We start from the raw sequence: 22,399 nt of genomic DNA, 5'->3' as shown, positions 1-22,399 counted from the left end.
ACAGTCAGAATCGCCAGCACGACGGCGCCCACTCGGCGCACGCGTGCCCGGCGACTCACCACCAATTCATCCGGCCGTCAGATCGCCAGGCGCGCAAGTAAATCCCGGGCCTTCTCCGCGTTCTGCGGATCGCAGAGTACGTCGTAACGGCCGGCGACCAACTGCATGGTCGAACTGAAATCCCTGGTGCCACGTGCCATTGCATACGGAACAGCGGATGTGATCAAGCCAAAGAACACCCCGGCGACCAACCCGGTCGCCAGCGCACCCCACGGGTTCGGGCTGAAGAAGCCGAGCACCAACCCGATGAACAGCCCGAGCCAGGCCCCGCTGAGCACACCGCCGCCGAGCACCTTGGGCCATGACAGCCGGCCGGTAACCCGTTCAACCTGCATCAGGTCGACGCCGACTATGGTCACCTGCTGCACCGGGAACTGCTGCTCGGATAGGTAGTCCACGGAGCGTTGCGCCTCGGCATAGGTGGGATAAGAGCCCACCGGCCAGCCCTTGGGCGGAGTCGGCAACTGCGGCACCCCGCGGCGCCCGGAGGCCGCGCCCGTGGGCGTCGCGCCGGGGACTTGGCCAGGCTGGAACGGACTAGTCATTTCGGCTCATTCTCCTCTGCCGAGACCATAGTTTCACCTCGGCCCTCCCACCCTATCGAGGCAGCCTGCAGGCTAGGTTGAACACCATGACAGCTCCCGGCGGTGCCAGCGGCGAGGATGCCGCTGAGCCGCACCCGGCCGGCGGGCAGCACCCGCAACAGCCGGGTTGGGCAGGGCCCTGGGATTACCCGGCATCACCGCCACCAGCCGACCATCCGCCCCCGCCGTACTCGCCCGGCGTTCCACTCGACTACCCACCGGGCACCCCGCCCTTCGGATACCAGCAGCCCGGCCATGGCGGCCCGGCCTACCCGCCGGGCCCGCCGCAATTCGGTGGCCCGCCACCCGGCTACGGCGCTGCGCCCTATCCCGGCGGCTATTACCCGGCGCCGGGATATCAGGGCGATTACTGGTCCGCGGAGGTCGCGGCGCCCGGGACGAACGGGATGGCGATCGCGTCGCTGATCGCGTCGTTTACCGGCCTGTTCTGCTGCATCGGCGGAATCGCGGCCATCGTGCTGGGCATTATCGCGATCGACCAGATCAAGCGGACGCGCCAGGACGGCTACGGCACGGCCGTCGCCGGCATTGTGATCGGCGTCGCAACCCTGATCGTGGGTCTGATCGTCATGATTTTTGCGGTGCATTCGCATTAGCGGGGCTCACCAGAGCGGGTTCGCTGCCGTCACGCGCCTAGCTGCCTAGGCTCTTTCCCATGGCATCGGTCAACAGGGTGTACATCGCGCGGCTGGCGCGGATGTTGGTGTTGGGGCCAACGGGCGAGAACTTCGGGCGTATCCGCGATGTCGTGATCAGCATCAGCATTGTTCGCCAGCAACCGCGGGTGTTGGGGCTGGTTGTCGACTTGGCGACCCGCCGCAGCATCTTCATCCCGATTTTGCGGGTCGCCGCGATCGAGCCCAACGCGGTGACGCTCAACACAGGAAGCGTGTCCCTGCGTCACTTCGAACAGCGTCCGGGCGAGGTCCTGGCGATCGGACAGATTCTCGACACCCCGGTCGCGGTCAACGACCCGCAACTACCGGAGCTGGTCGGCCGCGATGTCGTGATCACCGACCTGGGCATCGAGCAATCCCGGACCCGTGACTGGCTGGTGACCAGGATCGCCGTGCGCAGTCACCGTCGACTCCGACGGCGCGGGCCGGCCCACGTGGTCGACTGGCAGAGCGTGCACGGATTGACGCCGTCGGCATTGGCGATGCCCGGTCAGGCGGTGGCCCAGCTGCTCAACCAATTCGAGGGACGCCGCGCCGTCGACGTAGCGGACGCTATCCGTGGGCTGCCGGCCAAGCGGCGCACCGAGGTGTTCCGGGCCCTGACCGACGAGCGGCTGGCCGACATCCTGCAGGAGTTGCCGGAGTCGGACCAGGCCGATGCGCTGTCGCAGCTGGGCACCGAACGCGCCGCCGACGTGCTCGAGGAGATGGACCCCGACGACGCCGCCGACCTGCTCGGCGAGCTGAATCCCACGGATGCCGAGCTGTTGTTGGCCCGGATGGACCCCGACGAATCCGCCCCGGTGCGAAGGCTTTTGAAGCACTCCCCCGACACCGCTGGCGGCTTGATGACGTCGGATCCGGTGGTGCTGACCGCGGACACCACGGTCGCCGAGGCCCTTGCGCTGGTCCGCAATCCCGACCTCACGCCGGCACTGTCGTCGATGGTGTTCGTGGCGCGACCGCCGACGGCCACGCCCACCGGGCGGTACCTGGGCTGCGTTCCGCTTCAGCGGCTGCTTCGCGAACCGCCGAGCGAGCTGATCGGCGGGATCGTCGACAGTGACCTGCTCACCCTGAGCCCGGAGACCACACTGGCAGCTGTGACCCGCTACTTCGCCGCCTACAACCTGGTATGCGGACCCGTCGTGGATGCCGCGAGCCACCTGCTGGGCGCGGTCACCGTGGATGACCTGCTGGATCACCTACTGCCGCACGACTGGCGCGCGGCGGCCCAAGAGGTGAGCGCCGGCATCGCGCGCGCCGAAGCAACTGAGGGGACCTCGTGAGCAAACCGGCGGCACCGCGGCGGCTGTACACCCCGCGGACATCGCGTGGGATCTCACTGCGCTTTGATCCCGAGACGGTCGGGCAGAGCACCGAGGCCATCGCGCGGTTCTTCGGTACCGGCCGTTATCTGCTGATACAGACGCTCATCGTGATCGTGTGGATCGCGATCAACCTGATCGCGGCCGAATGGCGGTTCGACCCGTACCCGTTCATTCTGCTGAATCTGGCCTTCTCGACACAGGCCGCCTATGCCGCGCCGCTGATCCTGCTGGCCCAGAACCGTCAAGAGAACCGGGACCGGGTCACACTAGAAGAAGATCTTCGTCGCGCCGCACAGACCAAGGCCGACACCGAATACCTGTCCCGTGAGCTGGCCGCCCTGCGGCTGGCCATCGGCGAAGTCGTCACCCGTGAATACCTGCGCGATGAGCTGGAGGAACTGCGCGCCTTGCTGACCGGTCTGGACGTGCAGATCCCGGCGGACGAACGCCCGGCGCGCCGGTGAGGGCGTACTGCTGACCAGTAAGAGATCCACGTGAATACCGGATCCACCATTGCGCCACTCCCGTCACAAGAGTTATGTATGGTGATCTAGTTCACGATGCTAAGAAGAGGTTTCCGGCAGCTCACAGGGTTTCTGACGGCGCAAATACTTAGGACGGTGGAGTGCGCATAGGGGGTCGCTCGGGTGCACACCCGGTCGTCGCGTCAGTGCGGAAGCGGAGGCTTCCGGTAAGTCGGGCACAGGCATTCAGCGTGGCGGTGATCAGTCCGTTGGTGTTCGCGGGTGCCGTCGGCGCCACGCCCGAGCCGATACGCGGACACGGAAAGAGCCCCATCCCGTCGGTGCACGCCGTGATCACCCCGGTCGCCGCCGTGTCCCCGACCGTCCCCGACCTGTCCGGACCGGTAGTCATCGCCATCGACCGGGCACCGACCGCCTTCCACGTCGCGGCGGGCGCCGCGTCCGCACCACCACCGCCGAGAGTGGTGAGTGCACCTGGCGCGCTCGGCATTCCGATGATGGCGCTGTCCGCCTATCGCAACGCGGAACAGAAGATGGCCTTCTCCGACCCAGCCTGCGGCGTCAGCTGGAACCTGCTGGCCGGCATCGGGCGCATCGAGTCCGGCCACGCCGGCGGCGGCGCCGTCGACGCCCGCGGCACCGCTGTCAACCCGATCTACGGTCCTGCGCTGGACGGCACGCTGCCCGGCAACGAGGTGATCATCTCCAGCAGCGCCGGCAACCGCGTCACCTACGCCCGCGCGATGGGGCCGATGCAGTTCTTGCCCGGCACCTGGGCCCGCTACGCCGCCGACGGCGATGGCGATGGCATTGCCGACCCACAGAACCTGTTCGACTCCACGCTGACGGCGGCCCGCTACCTGTGCAGCGGCGGGCTGAATCTGCGCGACCCGGCACAGGTCATGGCCGCGATCCTGCGCTACAACAACTCGGCTGCCTACGCACAGAACGTGCTGGGTTGGGCCGCGGCCTACGCCACCGGCGTGGTCCCGGTCGACCTGCCCCCAATCACCGGACCACCGCCGCCGCTCGGCAATGCACACGACGAGCATCCAGAGGGACTCGGACCCGGCCTGCCGATCAACATGATCGGCTTGCCCCAGGACGACCCGATGGCACGGATGCCGCTGATCGACCTGACCGGCCAGCCTGCCCAGGTCAGCCCGACGCAGCCGATGTTCCCCTGGATGACGCCGCCCAGCCCGCCGGTGTCACAGGGGCACATGCCCGGGTGCACGGTGATCTGCATCAGCTCGCAAACCCCGCCGCAGGGCGCACCCGGCATGCCGCCGCAGCCGTTTGGGCCGTTGGCTCCGCCGCCACAGCCGTTCGGACCGCCGGCCCCGCCGCCACAGCCGTTCGGACCGCCGGCCCCGCCGCCACAGCCGTTCGGACCGCTCGCCCCGCCACAGCAGCCGTTTGGGCCGCCGGCGCCGGCGCCGGCTCCGCCCGGCTGACGCCTGCCAGTCGCTCGGTTGCCGAGCCGCCTACACTCGGCGGTGATGTCTCGTCATGACTCCGCTGGTTCGCAAGCCGACCTCAACGCTGCTATCCGCACCGCACTGGGCAAGGTGATCGACCCCGAATTGCGGCGTCCCATCACCGAACTCGGGATGGTCAAGGGCATCGACGTGGAGCCCGACGGCGGCGTACACGTCGGGATCTACCTGACCACCGAGGCCTGCCCGAAGAAGGCCGAAATCAGTGAGCGCGTCCGCGAGGCCGTCGCCGACGTGCCCGGCACCGGGGCGGTGAAAGTCAGCCTGGACGTGATGAACGACGAGCAGCGCACCGAGCTGCGCAAGCAGCTGCGCGGCGACGCTCGCGAGCCCGTCATCCCGTTCGCCCAGCCCAGCTCGCTGACCCGGGTCTATGCGGTTGCGTCCGGCAAGGGCGGCGTCGGCAAGTCCAGCGTCACCGTCAACCTGGCTGCGGCGATGGCGACCCGTGGCCTGTCGGTCGGCGTGCTCGATGCCGACATCCACGGCCACTCCATCCCCCGGATGATGGGCACCACCGACCGGCCCACCCAGGTGGAGTCGATGATCCTGCCGCCGATCGCGCATGAGGTGAAGGTCATTTCGATCGCCCAGTTCACCGAGGGCAACACCCCGGTGGTGTGGCGCGGACCGATGCTGCACCGGGCGTTGCAGCAGTTCCTGGCCGACGTCTACTGGGGCGATCTGGATGTGCTGCTGCTCGATCTGCCACCCGGGACCGGTGATATCGCCATCTCGGTGGCTCAGCTGATTCCCAACGCGGAAATCCTGGTCGTGACCACGCCGCAGCTGGCCGCCGCCGAGGTCGCCGAGCGGGCCGGCAGCATCGCGCTGCAAACCCGCCAGCGCATCGTCGGCGTCGTCGAGAACATGTCGGGGCTCGTCCTGCCGGACGGCTCGACCATGCAGGTATTCGGCGAGGGAGGCGGCGAGCAGGTCGCCGAGCGACTGTCCCGGGCGGTCGGCGCCGATGTGCCGCTGCTGGGGCAGATCCCACTGGACCCGGCGCTGGTCGCGGCCGGCGATTCGGGCGTACCGATCGTGCTGAGCGCACCCGATTCGCCGGTGGGCAAGGAGCTGCGCGGTGTCGCCGACAAGCTGTCGTCGCGAAAGCGTGGGTTGGCAGGCGTGTCGCTCGGGCTCGACCCGACCCGACACTGAGATTCAGGTCGCGTCGGAGTCGAACGGCGCCGGGCCGTGCTGGGGGGTCCCTAGCGCAGGGCTGCCATTCGGCCCCACCGCCGGCCCGGCCGACGACTGCGGCGGCGTTCCATTGACCGGCCGCTCGAAATTGCCGGTGAGGAACGAATCGTCGCCGTCGAGCAGGTGCTTGGTCAGCGCCGCGCGCGGCGTCATCCCGCGCAGTTTCTGCAGCTCGCTGAGCGGGGCACGCAGGTCGTCGAACTCGGGCCCGAGGTCCTGGCGCAGCTGGCTGCTCATCCCACTGAGGTAGTCACGTGCCTGCCGAAGCGAGGTCGACGTCCAACGGATCGCACCCGGAAGCCGCTCGGGCCCGAGGATCACCAGCCCGACCACCACGAGGACCAGGATGTGCTCCCAGCTCAGGTTCCCGAACATCTACCCGCTATCGGGGTCGGGTTTGACGGTCAAAGTGACGTTGCGACCATCGCGGACCACCTGTATCGGCGAGTCCTGCCCGATCGTCAGCTGCCGCACGGCGACGACGAACTCGTCGGAGTCGGCGACCTTACGGCTACCGACCTTGACGATGACGTCGTTCTCCAGGATTCCGCCCTTCTGCGCGGGACTGCCTGCCTTGACGTCGGCGACCTGAGCGCCGGCGGCAATCGAGTTGCTCACCGACCGGGTGCTGACGCCCAGCGTCGGGTGCACGATCTTTCCGTCTTTGATCAGCGTCTGCGCCACCGACTTGACCTCGTTGACCGGGATCGCGAAACCTAGCCCACTTGCACTGTCGGACAACGACTTTCCTGCGGTGTCGATGCCGATCACCTGAGAATCCATGTCGATCAACGGACCACCGGAGTTACCGTGGTTGATCGAGGCGTCCGTCTGCAGGGCGTCGATGACGGTGTCGGTGTCGGACCCCTCCCCCGACAGCGGGACCGGGCGGTGCAGCGCGCTGATGATGCCGTGCGTCACGGTGCTGCGCAGGCCCAGCGGCGCACCCGCCGCGATCACCTCGTCGCCGACGCGCACCTTGTCGGAGTCGCCGAGCCGCGCCACGCTCAGGTTGTCGACGTTGTCGACCTTGAGCACGGCCAGGTCGGTCTTGGGGTCGCGGCCAACCAGGTTGGCGGGCACTTCCTTACCGTCGTTGAACACCACGGTCGTCTTGAACTGACTGGGGTTGTTGGCGGCCTCGGAGATCACGTGGTTGTTGGTGACGATGTAGCCGCGGCCGTCGATGACGACGCCGGAACCCTGCATGCCTTCCTGGTCACTCTTCGATTCGATGGTCACCACCGAATTGGCAGTCGCGGCAGCCACTTTGGCGAAGCGGCCGGCCGGTTCTTCAGTATTGCCGTTGGTCGACAGCGTCACCTTCGAGGTGGTGAACGCGTCGACGACCTCGGCCGTCTTGCGACCGATCAGCCCGCCGATGGCACCGACGGCCAGCGCGATGGCGAGCAGTACCGCCAGCGCGCGGTAGGAGACCTTCCTGCCGAACAGGACGTCACGCACACCGAGCTTGCCGCCATATCCCGACGGGGCGTGCGACGCGGCCCGGGCGACGGCCGGAGTCCCCAGCGCCGCCGCGGCACCGGGGTCCCGCCACGGGTCGTCGGGCTCGTCTTCGCCGAAGCCGTTCTGCTCGGCGGCCAGCGCACTGGCGTCGACGGGATGGCGCTGCAGTGACTCGCCGCCGCCGACCGGCTTGCTGAACGCCTCTTCTAACACCGGGTCGCGGCGTTGATCGTGCGGACTGAACTCGGTCTGTTCCTGGTATTTCGAGGGACGCACTCGCTCGGCGACAAAGGATCCCTGCAGCCCGTCCGGGCGACTGAACGCTTGACGCGAGGCGGGGTCGACCGGTGGCCGGGAAATCGGGCGCGGCGCCAGGCGGTTGCCTCCGTTGTTGCCGCTGTCGTTGCCTTGGTCGGAGGTCACGTTACCCCTTTTGAATCCTCTACTTGAATGCTCGAAACAGGCCTCGCACAGGGCCCCTGTCCAGGGCAAGCACCAGGCACGGCGTTATTCGTGTCCACCCTAGTATCCACGGTTGCTGATCGGCCGCCCTGAACGCACGAACTGGGGCACCCCGGGTGCTACCGGCGCTTGCGCTGGTCGCGGATATTGCGCTCAGCGAAACCGTCGGGTGCCTGCGATGGCGTGTCGTCGGGCGGGTAGTGCGGAATCTCCGACAGCATTCCGAGCAGCGTGCTGGGGATGCGGATCGGATGGGAGTCACGCAGCGCGCTGCGCGCCCGGCTCTGGTCCTCGACTTCGGCCGCGCATTGCGGGCACAGCGAGAGGTGGTGGGCAGCCCGCAAGTGCGCGTTCATCCGCAGCTCACCGTCTACAAACGCGGCGATCGCCTCGACGGACAGATGCTCGGTCGAACCGAATTGGCGGGGAGCGCCGACCGGGGCATCACTCTGGGAGGCGAACTGCGCGGGGAGCCAGGAGAACGCACGACGGAACACATGTCCCCGGTCGGCCATCACCAGTTCCTTTCGCTGCCACGTACCCCTCGAATGTAGCGCGGCAACGTGCCGAGCACCGCTATGCATCCCGCGAAATCGCATGATTATCGGCCCGTGAGCCGCGGTGCAAAACCGGCCTAAGCCGATTTGGCGTGAACTTCCAGCTCGGAGTGTGCAGCCAGGTAGTCGCGCAGCGCCTGACGTCCGCGGTGTATCCGGCTGCGGACGGTGCCCAGCTTGACGCCCAGCGTGGCGCCGATCTCCTCGTAGGACAGGCCTTCGATGTCGCACAGCACCACCGCGGCACGAAACTCCGGCGGCAGCGAATCGAGCGCGGCCTGCAGGTCAGGCCCCAGGCGCGCGTCGTGGTAGATCTGCTCGGGGTTGGGCTCGTCGGCCGGCACCCGGTCGTAGTCGTCCGGCAGCGCTTCCATCCGGATGCGTGCGCGCCGGCGCACCATGTCAAGGAACAGATTCGTGGTGATGCGGTGTAGCCAGCCCTCGAAGGTGCCGGGCTGGTAGTTCTGCACCGACCGAAAGACCCGGATGAAGGTCTCCTGGGTCAGGTCCTCGGCGTCTTGCTGGTTACCCGACAGCCGGTAGGCCAACCGGTAGACCCGGTCGGCGTGCTGACGCACCAACTCGTCCCAGGACGGCATCGTCGTCTTGTCCCCGGTCGCGTCGAATACGGCCGTCCCCTGCGGCCCTTCCGCCGGCTCGACCCATTCGTCGTCGCGACATTCCTGAGCGTGAGACATAGTGCTCGGGCTTAAGAGAGTGGTGTTGATCGAATCCTCCGAAGTATTTGCCCTGCCGAGTAGCGGCAGTTCGTCATCGCCGGCAACGCGAAGTTGCCAATCCGTATTCCCCGTCCAACGTCCTCCACGTTCCATACCGACACCGTCGCGTATCGGCGTATGCGCGGTATAGGAGCAATCTGAGGTTTGGCTGAGAAACCATATCGTTACCTGGCATACGCAGGGCGGATCGGTAGTGGAGTGACTTAGGCCGCGCCGGCCTTCCCGGGCGTGTCGGAAACGGGCCGGCTCAGGCGCGCCTGCCGGACCGCGCCCCGGCATGGAATACGCTGCGGGCATGGACGGCAGCGACGAAGAAACCCCCGGCCAGGCGGCCCCCAGTCGGGCCGAATCGCTCTCCGCGCATGCGGAGGGATCGATATCAGAGGACGCAATCCTGGCGGCTGCCCGCGAACGCTCCGTCGACATCGGCGCCCGGGCGGTCACACCCGCAGTCGGCGCGCTGCTGAGTCTGCTGACCAAGCTCAGCGGCGGCAAAGCGGTCGCGGAGGTCGGAACCGGTGCCGGGGTCAGCGGCCTGTGGTTGCTGTCGGGGATGAGTGACGACGGCGTACTGACCACGATCGACATCGAGCCCGAATATCTGCGGATGGCCAAGCAAGCCTTTTCCGAGGCCGGCATCGGCCCGTCACGCACCCGGCTGATCAGCGGGCGCGCTCAAGAAGTGCTCACCCGCCTCGCCGACGAGTCCTATGACCTGGTGTTCGTCGACGCCGACCCGATCGACCAGCCCGATTACGTCGTCGAGGGCGTGCGGCTGCTTCGATCCGGCGGGATCATCGTCGTGCACGGCTCGGCGCTGGGCGGTCGGGCCGGTGATCCAGCGGCGCGCGACACCGAGGTGGTCGCGGTCCGCGAGGCCGCCCGTCTGATCGCCGAGGATGAGCGCCTAACCCCCGCGCTGGTGCCGCTCGGCGACGGCGTGTTGGCCGCGGTGCGCGACTAGCCGACCAGGCACGCTCGGCGACGGCGTGTTGGCCGCGGTGCGCGACTAGCCGACCAGGCACGCTCGGCGCCGCCGTGCGGTGCTGGCGTGGCCGGACGCGCCAACTGATCCCTCGCGCTGATTTCATTTCCGTATCCGCTCCGGGGTGTCCCCTTGACCTTCGGCTGAACGCGCGTTTAGTCTCCTAAACATGCGTTCAGCCGACCTCACCGCCGCAGCCCGGATCCGGGACGCGGCCATCGAGCAATTCGGCCAGCACGGCTTCGGCGTCGGGCTGCGCACCATCGCGGAGGCCGCTGGTGTGAGCGCCGCACTGGTGATTCACCACTTCGGCTCCAAGGAAGGCCTGCGCAAGGCCTGCGAGGACTACATCGCCGAAGAGATCTACAGCAGCAAGTCGGAGGCGCTGCGGTCCAACGATCCGGCGACCTGGTTCGCGCAGATGGCCGAGATCGAGGAATACGCCCCACTGATGGCGTACCTGGTGCGCAGCATGCAGGCCGGCGGCGAGCTGGCGAACATGTTGTGGCGCAGGATGATCGACAACGCCTTCGATTACATGGAAGAAGGCGTGCGCGCCGGGACGATCAAGCCCAGCCGCGATCCGCAGGCCAGGGCGAGATATCTGGGTATCACCGGCGGTGGAGGCTTCCTGCTCTACATCCAAATGCATGAAACCCCAACAGATCTGCGGGCAGTCCTGCGCGACTACGCCCGAGAGATGGTGCTGCCCGCCCTAGAGATCTACACCGAAGGCCTGATGACGGACCGCACGATGTACGACGCATTCCTGGCCGCCGACGATCAAGGAGAATCCCATGGCAGTTGACAACGCGACGCCCATCGAAATCCGTAACCTCACCAAGAACTTCGGTGCGGTGCGGGCGCTGGATGGCCTCGAGCTGTCGGTACGGCAAGGCGAGGTGCACGGCTTTCTGGGCCCCAACGGCGCCGGCAAGTCCACCACCATCCGCATCCTGTTGGGCCTGGTGAAAGCCGACAGCGGAAGTGTACAGCTGCTGGGCGGCGACCCATGGATCGATGCCGTCGAATTGCACCGCCAAATCGCTTATGTGCCAGGCGATGTGACACTCTGGCCGTCACTGTCAGGCGGCGAGACCATTGATCTGCTGGCGCGCATGCGCGGCGGGATCGACGCCGCACGCCGCGCGGAGCTGATCGAGCGCTTCGACCTCGACCCGACCAAGAAGTCGCGGACCTACTCCAAGGGCAACCGGCAAAAGGTCTCGCTGATCTCCGCCTTCTCGTCGCAAGCCAGTCTGTTGTTGCTGGACGAGCCCAGCAGCGGCCTGGACCCGTTGATGGAGAACATTTTTCAGCAGTGCGTCGCCGAAGCACGCGACCGTGGCGTGACGGTGCTGCTGTCCAGCCACATCCTGGCCGAGACCGAAGCGCTGTGCCAAACGGTGACGATCATCCGGGCCGGCAAGACCATCGAGAGCGGTTCGCTGGACTCGATACGGCATCTCAGCCGCACCTCGATCAAGGCCGAAATGACCGGTGATCCCGGCGATCTCACCCGGATCAAGGGTGTCGAGGACGTCAGCGTCGAGGGCAACACGCTGCGGGCCCAGGTCGACAGCGACAGCCTCGGGGAACTCATCCGGGTGCTCGGCGACGCGGGCGTACGCAGCCTGATCAGCCAGCCGCCGACGCTCGAGGAGCTTTTCCTGCGCCACTACGACACCAGCCGCACCGAGAAGAAGGTCTCAGCGTAATGAGCACCGCAACCATGGATCGACCGAGATACTTTGCCCCGCAACGTAGTTCGAATTTCACCGGAACACTGGGAATGCTGCGCCTCTATCTGCGCCGCGACCGGGTCTCGCTGCCGTTGTGGGTTCTGCTGCTTTCGCTGCCGTTGGCGACGGTGTATGTCGGAAGCATCGAGAAGGTCTACCCCACCCAAGCCGCCCGCGCCGGGTTCGCGGCGTCGATCATGGCCAGCCCGGCCCAACGCGCGCTCTACGGACAGGTCTACAACGACAGCCTTGGCGCGGTGGGCATTTGGAAAGCCGGGATGTTTCACGTGCTGATCGCGGTCGCCGTCATTCTCACGGTGATCCGGTACACCCGCGCCGACGAGGAAAGCGGTCGGACCGAGCTGGTGGACTCGACCGGGGTCGGACGGTACGCCAGCCTCACCGCGGCGCTGATCCTCTCGTTCGGGGCCTCGATTGCCACCGGGGCGATCGGCGCGGCGGGATTGCTGACCACCAAGGTCCCCACCGGCGGATCGCTGGCGTTCGGCGCCGCGCTGGCCGGCTCCGGTGTGGTGTTCACGGCGGTGGCCGCGGTGACCGCGCAGCTGTCGGCGAGCGCGCGGTTCGCCCGCGGCGCTGCCTTCTCGGTGCTGGGGGCCGCGTTCACGCTGCGCGCCATCGGTGATGCCAGCTCGGGCACGCTGTCGTGGTTTTCGCCGCTGGGATGGTCGCTGCAGGTGCGGCCGTACGCGGGTGATCACTTTTGGGTGCTGCTGCTGCACCTGGTCACCGCCGCCGTACTCACCGCCGCGGCGTATCGGCTGCTGGCCGGGCGCGACGTCGGCGCGGGACTCGTCGCCGAGCGTGCCGGCCCGGCCGCCGCCGCACCGGGTTTGAGCAACGTCTTCGGGCTGGCATGGCGGCTGGACCGCGGCGCGCTGCTGCTGTGGACCGTGGGCATGTGCCTGTATGGCCTCGTGATGGGCAGCGTCGCGCAGGGCATCGGTGACGAGATCGGCGACGGCGTGGCACGCGACATCGTCGCGCGGATGGGCGGCACCACCGCTTTGGAGGAGGCCTTCCTCGCGGTGGCGTTCGCGATGATGGGCATGGTGGCTTCCGCCTTCGCCATCTCGCTGACGCTGCGACTGCATCAGGAAGAAGCCGGCCTGCGAGCCGAGACGGCATTGGCCGGCGCTGTCTCTCGGACACGTTGGCTGGCAAGCCATTTGGTGGCTGCGCTGGTTGGCTCCGCGGTGGCGATGCTGCTCGCCGGGGTGACGGGCGGGCTCGTCTACGGCGTCGCGGCCGGGGACGTCGGCGGCAAGTTGGCGATGGTCGTCGGCACCGCGGCCGTACAGTTACCGGCGGTCTGGCTGGCGACGGCCGTGACGGTCGGACTGTTCGGCCTCGCGCCACGGTTCGCCCCGGTGGCGTGGGGCGTGCTGATCGGGTTCATCGCCTTGTATCTGATCGGTTCGTTGGCGGGTTTCCCGCAGTGGGTACTTGATCTCGAGCCCTTCGCGCATGTTCCGCGGGTCGGCGGCAGCTTCACCGCAGTGCCCCTGCTGTGGCTGCTGGCCGTCGATGCGGCATTGATCACGTTGGGCGCCATGGCATTCCGGCGGCGGGATCTGCGCTCATGAACACCGCTGTTCGCGCGACCGCGTCATCGGTCATCGGGATGGCCGTAATATGCTTGCTGCTGTTCCTCCCGGCCGGCACGCTCGACTGTTGGCAGGCATGGCTTTTCGTCGCCACTTTCGTCGCGGTGACGGTCTTCCCGACTGTCTACCTGGCCCGGACGAACCCCGCTGCGCTGCAGCGCCGCATGCACGGTGGTCCACTCGCCGAAGGCAGGGCCCTGCAGAAGGTGGTGATCACTGGCGCGTTTGCGAGTCTGACCGCGATGCTGGTGTTCAGTGCCTACGACCACCGGATGGACTGGTCGTCGGTGCCCGGCTGGGTGTCGGTGCTCGGTGATGTCCTGGTCGCGATCGGCCTCGGTATCGCCATGGTGGTGGTCATCCAGAATTCCTACGCGGCAGCCACGGTCACGGTGGAATCGGGCCAGACGCTGGTATCCGCCGGGGTCTACAAGCTGGTGCGACACCCGATGTACGCCGGCAACTTCGTCATGATGATCGGCATCCCGCTTGCGCTCGGCTCGTATTGGGGACTTTTATTCGTCATCCCGGGGCAGGCGGTGATCGTCTTGCGCATCCTCGACGAAGAGAAACTGCTGACCGAACAATTGCCCGGCTACCGCGAGTATGCGCAGCAGGTGCGATACCGGCTGCTGCCCTACGTCTGGTAGCGCGATTACAACCAGACGCCCTTGCCCACCGCGACCACGCCGCCCGCACTGATCGCGAAGCGTTCCCGGTCCTTTTCCAGATCCACCCCGACCATTTCGCCGGGTCCGATCACGACGTTTTTGTCCAGGATCGCGTGGCGTACCACGGCGCCTCGGCCGACCCGGGTGCCCGGCATGATCACGCTGCCCTCGACGATCGCCCCGTCGTCGACCACCACGTTCGACGACAGCACCGAGTTGCGCACCGAGGCCGCCGAGATGATGCTGCCCGCGCCGACCACCGACTCCTGGGCCGAGCCGCCGTTGACGAACTTCGCCGGCGCCAGGTTCTCGGTCGCGCCGCGAATCGGCCAGCGCCGGTTGTACAGGTTGAAGACCGGGTGCACCGACACCAGGTCCATGTGCGCGTCGTAGAACGCGTCCAGCGTCCCGACGTCGCGCCAGTAGGCCCGGTCGCGGTCGGTGGCACCGGGCACCTCGTTGTCGTTGAAGTCGTAGACAGCGGCCAGCCCGTCGTCCACCAAACGCGGAATGATGTCGCCACCCATGTCATGATCGGAGTGGTCGTCGTCGGCGTCGGCACGAATCGCGTCGACGAGCACCTTGGTGGTGAAGATGTAGTTGCCCATCGAGACGAATGTGGTATCCGGGTCGTCGGGCGTGCCCGGCGGCTCCAGCGGCTTCTCGACGAAGCTGTGGATCTGGCCGGACTCGTCGCAGTCGATACAGCCGAATGCGGAGGCCTCGGCCCGCGGAACCCGGATGCCGGCCACCGTCGCGCCGGCTCCGCTGTCGATGTGGAAGCGGACCATCTGCTCGGGGTCCATCCGGTACACGTGGTCGGCGCCGAAAACCACTATGTAGTCGGGATCTTCGTCGTAGATCAGGTTGAGGGACTGATAAATCGCGTCGGCGGAGCCGGTGTACCAGCGCGGGCCGAGGCGCTGCTGCGCGGGCACCGGGGTGATGTACTCCCCGGCCAGACCCGACAACCGCCAGTTCTGCGAAATGTGACGGTCGAGTGAATGCGACTTGTATTGCGTGAGAACGCAGATCCGCAGATAGCGGGCGTTGACCAGGTTGGAAAGCACAAAGTCGATCAGCCGATAGGCGCCGCCGAAGGGAACTGCGGGCTTGGCCCGGTCCGCGGTCAGCGGATACAGCCGCTTGCCCTCACCGCCGGCCAGGACGATGCCCAGCACGTGTGGTGCTTCCCTCATGGCTCCAAACCTATCGGCCGTCGCGAACCGCTGCCAGGGGGAATCCCCCCGGCCGGTGTTCTGACGGGCTGTCCGTCAAGGTATTTGGCAAACTTGATGCGTCGCTCACCGTAATCGATCTTGGTGCCCGGCGCGCGGCGGCGTCGCCGAATCACCAGCCGCTTTCCCATCCGACTCGCGGGCGGTGTCACGCGCGAACTACGGTGCGGTATATGCGGTTGGCGATGATGACTCGGGAGTATCCACCAGACGTGTACGGGGGAGCAGGCGTCCACGTCACCGAGCTCGTCGCCCAACTGCGCCGACTATGCATGGTCGACGTGCACTGCATGGGTGCACCCCGCCCGGGCGCCATTGCGCACGAGCCCGACCCCCGCTTGCTCGATGCCAACGCCGCGCTGTCCACCCTGTCCGCGGACCTGGTGATGGCCGAAGCCGCGGCGCAGGCCACGGTCGTGCATTCGCACACCTGGTACTCCGGCATGGCCGGGCACCTGACCGCGATGCTCTACGACATTCCCCACATTCTGACCGCGCACTCGCTGGAACCGCTGCGGCCGTGGAAGGCCGAACAACTCGGCGGTGGCTACCGGGTGTCGACGTGGGTGGAGCGCACCGCGGTGCTGGCGGCCGACGCCGTCATCGCGGTGAGCGCCGGAATGCGCGAGGACGTGCTGCGGGTCTACCCCACTCTGGATCCAAGCCAGGTGCACGTCGTCCGCAATGGCGTCGACAGCGACGTCTGGTTCCCGGCCGGGCCGGCGCAGACCGGCTCGGTGCTCGCCGAGCTCGGCGTCGACCCGAATCGGCCGATGGTGGCATTCGTCGGGCGGATCACCCGGCAGAAGGGCGTTGGCCACCTGGTGGCCGCCGCACACCAGTTCAGCCCGGATGTGCAACTGGTGCTGTGCGCGGGCGCCCCCGACACCCCGGAGATCGCCGACGAAGTACGTACCGCGGTCGAAGAACTCGCCCGTACCCGCACCGGAGTGTTCTGGATCCGGGAAATGCTTCCCGTCGGGGAGCTACGCGAAATACTCTCGGCGGCGACAGTTTTCGTGTGCTCGTCGGTATACGAGCCGCTGGGAATCGTGAACCTGGAGGCGATGGCCTGTGCCACCGCGGTGGTGGCCTCCGATGTCGGCGGGATACCGGAGGTGGTCGTCGACGGAGTCACCGGCTCGCTGGTGCACTACGACGCCGACGACCCGATCGGATATCAGACGGGATTGGCAAAAGCAGTCAATGAACTCGTCGCGGACCCGGCGAAAGCCGAGCGCTACGGGGGCGCCGGACGCGGGCGGTGCATAGAGGAATTCTCCTGGGCGCACGTCGCCGAGCAGACCCTGGAGATCTACCGGAAGGTGTGTTCGTAGTTGCCGACACCTTCGGTGTGACGGACTTAGCTGGTGACGCCCTTGAGTTCGTCGCCCAGAGCAGCGGCTTCGTCGGGTGTTAACTCGACGACGAGACGGCCACCACCTTCAAGTGGTACCCGCATTACGATGCCGCGCCCCTCCTTAGTTGCTTCCAGAGGACCGTCTCCGGTCCGGGGCTTCATCGCCGCCATCGAGTGCTCCCTCCAGATTCGAGTTGGCTCGTCCACGCGAGCCTGGACGGCGGCGAGCTAGCCCCGCCAGCAGACTTCCAGCCATACCCGACATTGAACTGCCAATTCACCCCTCCATTGTTCACTATTAGGGTCACTAAATGCACAAGACCCGTCCCTAGCACCTTCTCGAGCGCTGCCGCCCTGGTTTGCCGGGCCGGATCGCCCGGGCCCTCACCTGGGCGAGGGGACCCAGCAATCGCGGATGTGGTCGTCGACCATTCCGGTCGCCTGCATCAGTGCGTAGGCGGTGGTCGGGCCGACGAAGCGGAATCCGCACTGTTTGAGTTCCTTGGCCATGGCCTTGGATTCGGCTGTGGTGGAAGGAATTTGGGACAGGTCGGCTGGACGGGGCCGCGCCGGCGGCGCGAACGACCACAGCAGGTCGGACAGGTCTTCCGATGTTCCCAACTCGGCCACCGCGCGTGCGTTGGCTATCGTCGCGTCAATCTTCGCCCGGTTGCGGACGATGCCTGCGTCGGCCATCAGCCGTTGCACATCAGCGTCGCTAAAGCGAGCAACTTTCTCGATGTCGAACCCGCAGAAGGCGCTGCGGAAATTCTCCCTTTTGCGCAGGATCGTTAACCACGACAGGCCGCTCTGAAACGCCTCCAGGCTCATCCGCTCGAACAGCGCCACCCGGCCGCGCAACGGGCGGCCCCACTCCTCATCGTGATAGTCGCGGTACAGGTCGAAGTCGGGTCCGGGCTTACCCACCGCCCAGCTGCAGCGAATCCGCCCGTCATCGGTCACGCCAGATCCTCGCTGTGGGCCGCATCCTCGCTTTTCAGCGCGTCGACGACATCGCCTGCTTCGTTGGCGGCCGGGGCGGCGTCGACCGCCGCAAGCTGACCCCGCAGCGCCTCGAGCTCGCGGGCCAGCCGGTCCAGCACCCAGTCCACCTCGCTGGTCTTGTAGCCGCGCAGCACCTGGGTGAACTTGACCGCGTCGACGTCGGTGCCCGTGACGCCGTATGCGGGCAGCACTGTCGCCGTCGTCCCCCGCGGCAGGGGCGGTAACTGCTCGCCGCGTCCGAACAGCAGGCTTGCCGCACCGAACAGCACGATCGCCACCAGCACCAACACCACGAGGTAGAGCAAAACCAACGCCACGGAATCGATAGTGCCCTATGCCGCCGACAGGACAGCGAGCGTGGGTCCTATCGGGGCCTAACCCCGTTCATCGGCGGCCGGTCGGCCAGCGACACCGGAGAGGTGTGCGGTGTGTACCCGTCGGCATCGGCGACGAACTGGGTCAGTCCGACGCCGGAGTCGGGAATTCCGCACCGCGACAGCAGGGTCGCGATGACCTGGCGGCTCATCGCGCCCAGCTCGCCCAGCGGCCGGTTGCGGTGCGCCCGCACGCCGAGATTGACCTGGGCGATCGCGTCCAGGCCCAACCGGTCAAAGGTGTCGACCAGCAGCCCGATCTCCACGCCGTAGCCCGGCGCGAACGGCAGCGAGGTCAGCAGTTCCCGGCTGGCCGCGTATTCGCCGCCCAGTGGCTGCAGCACGCAGCCGAGTTCCGGTCGCAGCGCCGCCAGCAACGGCCGGGCCACCAGCTCGGTGACCCGCCCGCCGCCGGTCGGTGCCACGCCGCTGCCCGCATCGCAGCCGTCGCCGACCTCGCTGACCTTCAGGGGCCGCCGGTAGAAGCTCTTGACGAGGTGAATGCCGTCGCCAAGCAGCAGCGGGCCGACCAGCCAGGGCACGAACATCGGGTGCGGGTCAACCAGGTCGGAGTCGACGAACACCACGATGTCGCCGCTGGTAACCGCCAGCGAGCGCCACAGCGCCTCGCCCTTGCCGGGCCGGGTCGGCACCTCGGGCAGGGCCTGTTCCCGGCTGACCACCCGGGCCCCGGCCGCGATGGCCCGGATCTCGGTGTCGTCGGTGGAGCCAGAGTCCAGCACGACCAGCTCGTCGACCAATCCGTCAACCAGCGGTGAAATGCTGTTCACCACCGACGCGACGGTCTCTTCCTCGTCGAGTGCCGGCAGCACCACCGAAATGGTGCGACCCGCCTTGGCTTCCGCTAGCTGTGCCAGGGTCGCGCCGGGACGACTCGAGCTGCAGGCTGATAGCCAAATGTCACCGGGCCGGGCCGCGATGGCACCGCGGGCGAGATCGCGGGCGACCAGCTCCGACGCCGTCATGCGAGTCCTCTCACGGTGCGCGTCGGCGGGCGGGTGCCCTGGATCGAGGCCACCATCTCCAGCACCCGCCGGGTGGCCGCGACCTGGTGTACCCGGAACATCCGCACGCCGGCGGCGGCCGCCAGCGCGGTGGCAGCCAGGGTTCCCTCGAGACGTTCGGTCAATTCCACCCCCAGAGTCTCCCCGACGAAGTCCTTGTTGCTCAAAGCCATCAGCACGGGCCACCCGGTATTAACAAGTTCGCTCACGTGGCGCAACAGGACCAGCCCGTGAAAGGTGTTCTTGCCGAAATCGTGCGCCGGGTCGATCAGTATCCCCTCGGCTGCCACCCCGGCCGCGACCGCCCGCTCGGCAGCACCGGTGACCTGGCGAATCACGTCGTCAACCACGCCGCGGGTGGTGGTGCCGAAGCTCACCCGGAACGGGCGCGTGCGCGGCTGCGCGCCGCCGGTGTGCGAACACACCAGGCCGACGCCCAGCTCCGCGGCGACCTCCGGCAAGGCCGGGTCGACGCCGGCCCAGGTGTCGTTGATCAAGTCGGCGCCGGCCGCGCAGGCCAGTCTGGCCACCTCGGAGCGCCACGTGTCGACGCTGATCAGCTGGTCCGGATAGGCGCCGCGCAGCCATTCGATGAATGGCACCAGCCGGGCAATCTCCATGTTCGCGTCAACATTGTCGCCCGGGCCCGCCTTGACGCCGCCCACGTCGATGACGTCGGCGCCATCCTCGACGGCCTTATGCACCGCGGCCCGGGCGGCGTCATCGCTGAAGGTCGCGCCCTTGTCGTAGAACGAGTCGGGTGTGCGGTTGACGATCGCCATGACCAACGCGCGATCCGCGGCGACGGGTCGGCCGCACAGAGTTGACTGCACCCGTCCATAGTGCCCGGTCACCGCGGGGGCTTCAGCCTTGCGGTCGCTTACCGGCCGCCACCTCTTCGGGGTATCCGTCGTAGAACGGCACATAGCCCTCGTCACGCCCGGCCAGCACGTACAACGGGTCCTTCACGTCCGGGCTGTAGGCCTGCTCGCGCAGCTCCACCTTGCGGCTCTTGAACGTCGTGGTGTGCTCCAGCGTCTTGACCACCCGCACGAACAGCGGCAGCGCGTAGCCGGGCAGCTGGGAGTACACCGCGCGGCCCAGCGCCTTGCCGTCGAACTGAGCGCCTTCGCGCAACTGAACCGCGGCCATCCCGGCGCGTCCGCCGGTGCGGGGCACCTCGACGCCGAACACCGTGCACTCCTCGACGGCCTTGTCCGACGCCAGCGCCGCCTCGACCTGGGTGGTGGCGACGTTCTCCCCCTTCCACCGGAAGGTGTCGCCGAGCCGGTCGACGAACGCGGCGTGCCGCATGCCCTGCGGACTCATCACGTCGCCGGAATTGAAATAGCAGTCGCCGTCACGAAAAGCGTTGCGCACCAACTTCTTTTCGCTCGACGATTTGTCGGTGTAGCCGTCGAACGGCTGCAGCCGGTTGACCGGGCTGAGCAGCAGACCGGGTTGATCGGCCGGCACCCGGCGCACCCGGCCGTTGTCGTCGCGCCGCGGAGCACCGGTGTCGGGGTCGTATTCCACGTACACCAGCGGCATCGGCGCGATACCCGTCGACCCGGGCACGTTGAAGATGTTGATAAAGGCCGTGTTGCCCTCGCTGGAGGCATAGAACTCGCACACCCGCGTGATGCCGAACCGCTTGGTGAATTCCTTCCAGATCTCCGGACGCAATCCGTTGCCGGCGATCACACGCACCTGGTGCTTGCGGTCGGTGTCCTTGGCCGGCTGGTTGAGCAGATAGCGGCAGATCTCGCCGATGTAGATGAAGGCCGTGGCCCGGCTCTCGATGACTTCGTCCCAGAACCGGGACGCCGAAAACGACTTGCCCAGCGCCAGCGTCGCCCCGGAGTTGATCACCGACGACAGCGCGACCGTCAGCGCGTTGTTGTGGTAAAGCGGCAGGCAGCTGTACAGGGTGTCGGAGCTCTTCAGCCGCAGCCCCAGCCCGCCGAACGCCGCGAGCGCTTTGAGCCAGCGCAGATGCGTCATCACGCTGGCCTTGGGGAAGCCGGTGGTGCCCGACGTGAAGATATAGAAGGCAGTGTCTCGGGCCTGGACGGCCGCCACCGAATCCGGGTTGGTGGCCGGCGCGCCCGCCGCGAAGCGCTCCAGATCTTCGATGGTCAGGGTGCTGGCGGTGCCCACCGAACCAGACTCGGCGACGGCGCTGACCAAGTCGGTCTCCGCGATCAGCACCTTGGCGTCGAGCAGGCCCAGGCTGTGCGCCAGCACCTCGCCGCGCTGGTGGTAATTGAGCATGCCGGCGACAGCGCCACACTTGACGGTGGCCAGCATCGCCAGCACGGTCTGGGGCGAGTTGCGCAGCATGATCGCGACGACGTCGCCGTGGCCGACGCCGCGCGCGGCCAGCACGGCGGCGTACCGGTTGGCGGCTGCGTTGGCCTCGCGATAGGTCAGCTGCTGGTCGCCGAACTTGAGGAAAGCCTTGTCGCCGTAGCGAGCAGCCCGCTCCTGGAAGACGCTGCCGATCGACTTGTTGGAGTTGGGCTGGGCGAACAGCCCGGTCAGCGTGCCACGCACTATCACCGGCAGGTCGGCCAGTACGCCCGGCAGCCCCGACGCAATATCGGTCAGGCCGATCCGTCTACGTGTTCCCCTGGCGTGGTCGGACACGTGCTCCCTCGATTCCCCTAGACGCTGCCAACCTCAGTCAGGGGCGCACGCCTCGATTGCGGCACCCACCTTATCGACCAGCACCAGCCGGTCCATCGCTACCTGCGAGATGTAGCCGCTGTCGAGCAATCCGTTCAACCACAGCCACAGGCCCTCGTAATGCCCCCACGAGTCCAGCATCACCACGGGCTTGTCGTGCATACCCAGATAGCCCGTCGTCCACGCCTCGAACAGCTCGTCGAGGGTGCCGATACCGCCTGGCAGCACGATGAACGCGTCGGCGCGGTCCTCCATGATCCGCTTCCGTTCGCGCATCGTGTCAGTGACGATCAGCTCGTCGGCATTTTTGTCGGCGAGCTCGCGACGGACCAACTGTTCGGGGATCGCGCCGACGGTCCGGCCGCCGCGTGCGCGCGCCGCACTGGCCACCGCTCCCATCGCCGAAACGTGGCCGCCACCCCACACCAAAGTCCAGCCCCGCTCGGCTATCGCTTCGCCGAGTTCGCCAGCCAGGTCAAGCAATTCGGGATGCGTCGGTCCCGACGCGCAGTACACACAAACCGCCCATTCGGTCGGGGACTTGCCTTGCCGCCGCATAACCGCCAAAGGTAGACCAAAGCCCCCCGGATCGTGCAC

General features: G+C 67.3%; 23 protein-coding genes and 1 pseudogene. 11 read left to right on the top strand and 13 right to left on the bottom strand.

Going from position 1 to position 22,399, the window contains the following annotated elements:
• Positions 1–77 precede the first annotated feature (77 nt).
• Complete coding sequence (locus tag DB708_RS09640; RefSeq protein WP_108921729.1) at positions 78–605, bottom strand: general stress protein; 528 nt, start codon at positions 603–605, stop codon at positions 78–80.
• An 86-nt stretch (positions 606–691) separates the two neighbouring features.
• Here DB708_RS09640 and DB708_RS09635 point away from each other — a divergent pair, with 86 nt between their 5' ends.
• From DB708_RS09635 to DB708_RS09615, 5 genes and pseudogenes are all read left to right on the top strand, one after another.
• Positions 692–1,261 (top strand): DUF4190 domain-containing protein, encoded by a 570-nt coding sequence (locus DB708_RS09635; RefSeq protein ID WP_108921728.1) that lies wholly within the window; start codon positions 692–694, stop codon positions 1,259–1,261.
• Between the two features lie 59 nt (positions 1,262–1,320).
• Positions 1,321–2,629 (top strand): annotated as a pseudogene (locus DB708_RS09630) (magnesium transporter MgtE N-terminal domain-containing protein); the annotation flags it as partial.
• Positions 2,628–3,137, top strand: a complete 510-nt coding sequence (locus tag DB708_RS09625; RefSeq protein WP_108921726.1) for a DUF1003 domain-containing protein — start codon at positions 2,628–2,630, stop codon at positions 3,135–3,137. The pseudogene DB708_RS09630 and the gene DB708_RS09625, both read left to right, overlap by 2 nt.
• A gap of 161 nt (positions 3,138–3,298) precedes the next feature.
• Entirely contained in the window at positions 3,299–4,615 is a 1,317-nt protein-coding gene (locus DB708_RS09620; RefSeq protein WP_108921725.1) for a lytic transglycosylase domain-containing protein, read from the top strand.
• An 18-nt stretch (positions 4,616–4,633) separates the two neighbouring features.
• Positions 4,634–5,818 carry an Mrp/NBP35 family ATP-binding protein gene (locus DB708_RS09615; protein ID WP_108921724.1) on the top strand — a complete coding sequence of 395 codons (1,185 nt, stop codon included), beginning with the start codon at positions 4,634–4,636 and terminating at the stop codon, positions 5,816–5,818.
• A 3-nt stretch (positions 5,819–5,821) separates the two neighbouring features.
• On the opposite strand, the gene tatB is transcribed toward DB708_RS09615, so the two are convergent.
• The 4 genes from tatB to sigE all read right to left on the bottom strand — a co-directional run bounded on the left by tatB (position 5,822) and on the right by sigE (position 9,179).
• Positions 5,822–6,235 (bottom strand): Sec-independent protein translocase protein TatB, encoded by a 414-nt coding sequence (gene tatB, locus DB708_RS09610; RefSeq protein ID WP_108921723.1) that lies wholly within the window; start codon positions 6,233–6,235, stop codon positions 5,822–5,824.
• Positions 6,236–7,750: a serine protease HtrA gene (gene htrA, locus DB708_RS09605; RefSeq protein WP_108921722.1), complete on the bottom strand. Its 1,515-nt coding sequence runs from the start codon at positions 7,748–7,750 to the stop codon at positions 6,236–6,238. It abuts the gene before it with no gap.
• 158 nt (positions 7,751–7,908) lie between these two features.
• A complete protein-coding gene (gene rseA / locus DB708_RS09600) occupies positions 7,909–8,304 on the bottom strand; it encodes an anti-sigma E factor RseA (RefSeq protein ID WP_108921721.1) in 396 nt (131 codons plus the stop codon).
• A gap of 119 nt (positions 8,305–8,423) precedes the next feature.
• On the bottom strand, positions 8,424–9,179 hold the full coding sequence (sigE, locus tag DB708_RS09595; protein WP_108921720.1) for an RNA polymerase sigma factor SigE: 756 nt from the start codon (positions 9,177–9,179) through the stop codon (positions 8,424–8,426).
• 202 nt (positions 9,180–9,381) lie between these two features.
• Between sigE and DB708_RS09590 the strand changes: the two genes are divergently transcribed.
• The 5 genes from DB708_RS09590 to DB708_RS09570 all read left to right on the top strand — a co-directional run bounded on the left by DB708_RS09590 (position 9,382) and on the right by DB708_RS09570 (position 14,091).
• Positions 9,382–10,050, top strand: coding sequence for an O-methyltransferase (locus DB708_RS09590; protein WP_108921746.1), 669 nt, complete (start codon positions 9,382–9,384; stop codon positions 10,048–10,050).
• 190 nt (positions 10,051–10,240) lie between these two features.
• The gene (locus DB708_RS09585; protein ID WP_108921719.1) at positions 10,241–10,879 is read left to right on the top strand and encodes a TetR/AcrR family transcriptional regulator; all 639 of its coding nucleotides are present in this window, start codon (positions 10,241–10,243) and stop codon (positions 10,877–10,879) included.
• On the top strand, positions 10,869–11,789 hold the full coding sequence (locus tag DB708_RS09580; RefSeq protein WP_108921718.1) for an ABC transporter ATP-binding protein: 921 nt from the start codon (positions 10,869–10,871) through the stop codon (positions 11,787–11,789). Before DB708_RS09585 ends, DB708_RS09580 begins: the two co-directional genes overlap by 11 nt.
• On the top strand, positions 11,789–13,420 hold the full coding sequence (locus tag DB708_RS09575; RefSeq protein ID WP_108921717.1) for an ABC transporter permease: 1,632 nt from the start codon (positions 11,789–11,791) through the stop codon (positions 13,418–13,420). Before DB708_RS09580 ends, DB708_RS09575 begins: the two co-directional genes overlap by 1 nt.
• Positions 13,417–14,091 carry a methyltransferase family protein gene (locus DB708_RS09570; protein WP_108921716.1) on the top strand — a complete coding sequence of 225 codons (675 nt, stop codon included), beginning with the start codon at positions 13,417–13,419 and terminating at the stop codon, positions 14,089–14,091. Before DB708_RS09575 ends, DB708_RS09570 begins: the two co-directional genes overlap by 4 nt.
• A 5-nt stretch (positions 14,092–14,096) precedes the next feature.
• On the opposite strand, the gene glgC is transcribed toward DB708_RS09570, so the two are convergent.
• A complete protein-coding gene (glgC, locus tag DB708_RS09565; RefSeq protein WP_108921715.1) occupies positions 14,097–15,311 on the bottom strand; it encodes a glucose-1-phosphate adenylyltransferase in 1,215 nt (404 codons plus the stop codon).
• A 212-nt stretch (positions 15,312–15,523) separates the two neighbouring features.
• On the opposite strand from glgC, the gene glgA reads away from it, so the two are divergent.
• Positions 15,524–16,687 carry a glycogen synthase gene (glgA, locus tag DB708_RS09560; protein WP_108921714.1) on the top strand — a complete coding sequence of 388 codons (1,164 nt, stop codon included), beginning with the start codon at positions 15,524–15,526 and terminating at the stop codon, positions 16,685–16,687.
• A 26-nt stretch (positions 16,688–16,713) separates the two neighbouring features.
• On the opposite strand, the gene DB708_RS09555 is transcribed toward glgA, so the two are convergent.
• From DB708_RS09555 to DB708_RS09525, 7 genes are all read right to left on the bottom strand, one after another.
• Positions 16,714–16,881, bottom strand: a complete 168-nt coding sequence (locus tag DB708_RS09555; protein ID WP_003406247.1) for a DUF3117 domain-containing protein — start codon at positions 16,879–16,881, stop codon at positions 16,714–16,716.
• A gap of 213 nt (positions 16,882–17,094) precedes the next feature.
• Positions 17,095–17,673, bottom strand: a complete 579-nt coding sequence (locus tag DB708_RS09550) for a DNA-3-methyladenine glycosylase I (RefSeq protein WP_108921713.1) — start codon at positions 17,671–17,673, stop codon at positions 17,095–17,097.
• Positions 17,670–18,032 (bottom strand): DivIVA domain-containing protein, encoded by a 363-nt coding sequence (locus DB708_RS09545; RefSeq protein WP_108921712.1) that lies wholly within the window; start codon positions 18,030–18,032, stop codon positions 17,670–17,672. Before DB708_RS09545 ends, DB708_RS09550 begins: the two co-directional genes overlap by 4 nt.
• A gap of 47 nt (positions 18,033–18,079) precedes the next feature.
• Positions 18,080–19,075 carry a glucosyl-3-phosphoglycerate synthase gene (locus tag DB708_RS09540; protein ID WP_108921711.1) on the bottom strand — a complete coding sequence of 332 codons (996 nt, stop codon included), beginning with the start codon at positions 19,073–19,075 and terminating at the stop codon, positions 18,080–18,082.
• Complete coding sequence (folP, locus tag DB708_RS09535; RefSeq protein ID WP_108921710.1) at positions 19,072–20,040, bottom strand: dihydropteroate synthase; 969 nt, start codon at positions 20,038–20,040, stop codon at positions 19,072–19,074. Before folP ends, DB708_RS09540 begins: the two co-directional genes overlap by 4 nt.
• Positions 19,979–21,763 (bottom strand): long-chain-acyl-CoA synthetase FadD6, encoded by a 1,785-nt coding sequence (fadD6, locus tag DB708_RS09530; protein ID WP_108921709.1) that lies wholly within the window; start codon positions 21,761–21,763, stop codon positions 19,979–19,981. Before fadD6 ends, folP begins: the two co-directional genes overlap by 62 nt.
• A gap of 33 nt (positions 21,764–21,796) precedes the next feature.
• Positions 21,797–22,360, bottom strand: a complete 564-nt coding sequence (locus DB708_RS09525) for a TIGR00730 family Rossman fold protein (protein WP_108921708.1) — start codon at positions 22,358–22,360, stop codon at positions 21,797–21,799.
• Between the last annotated feature and the right edge of the window lie 39 nt (positions 22,361–22,399).

Source organism: Mycobacterium montefiorense (genome assembly GCF_003112775.1).
Lineage (GTDB): Bacteria > Actinomycetota > Actinomycetes > Mycobacteriales > Mycobacteriaceae > Mycobacterium > Mycobacterium montefiorense.
This window is presented reverse-complemented; position numbering and strand designations above follow the sequence as displayed.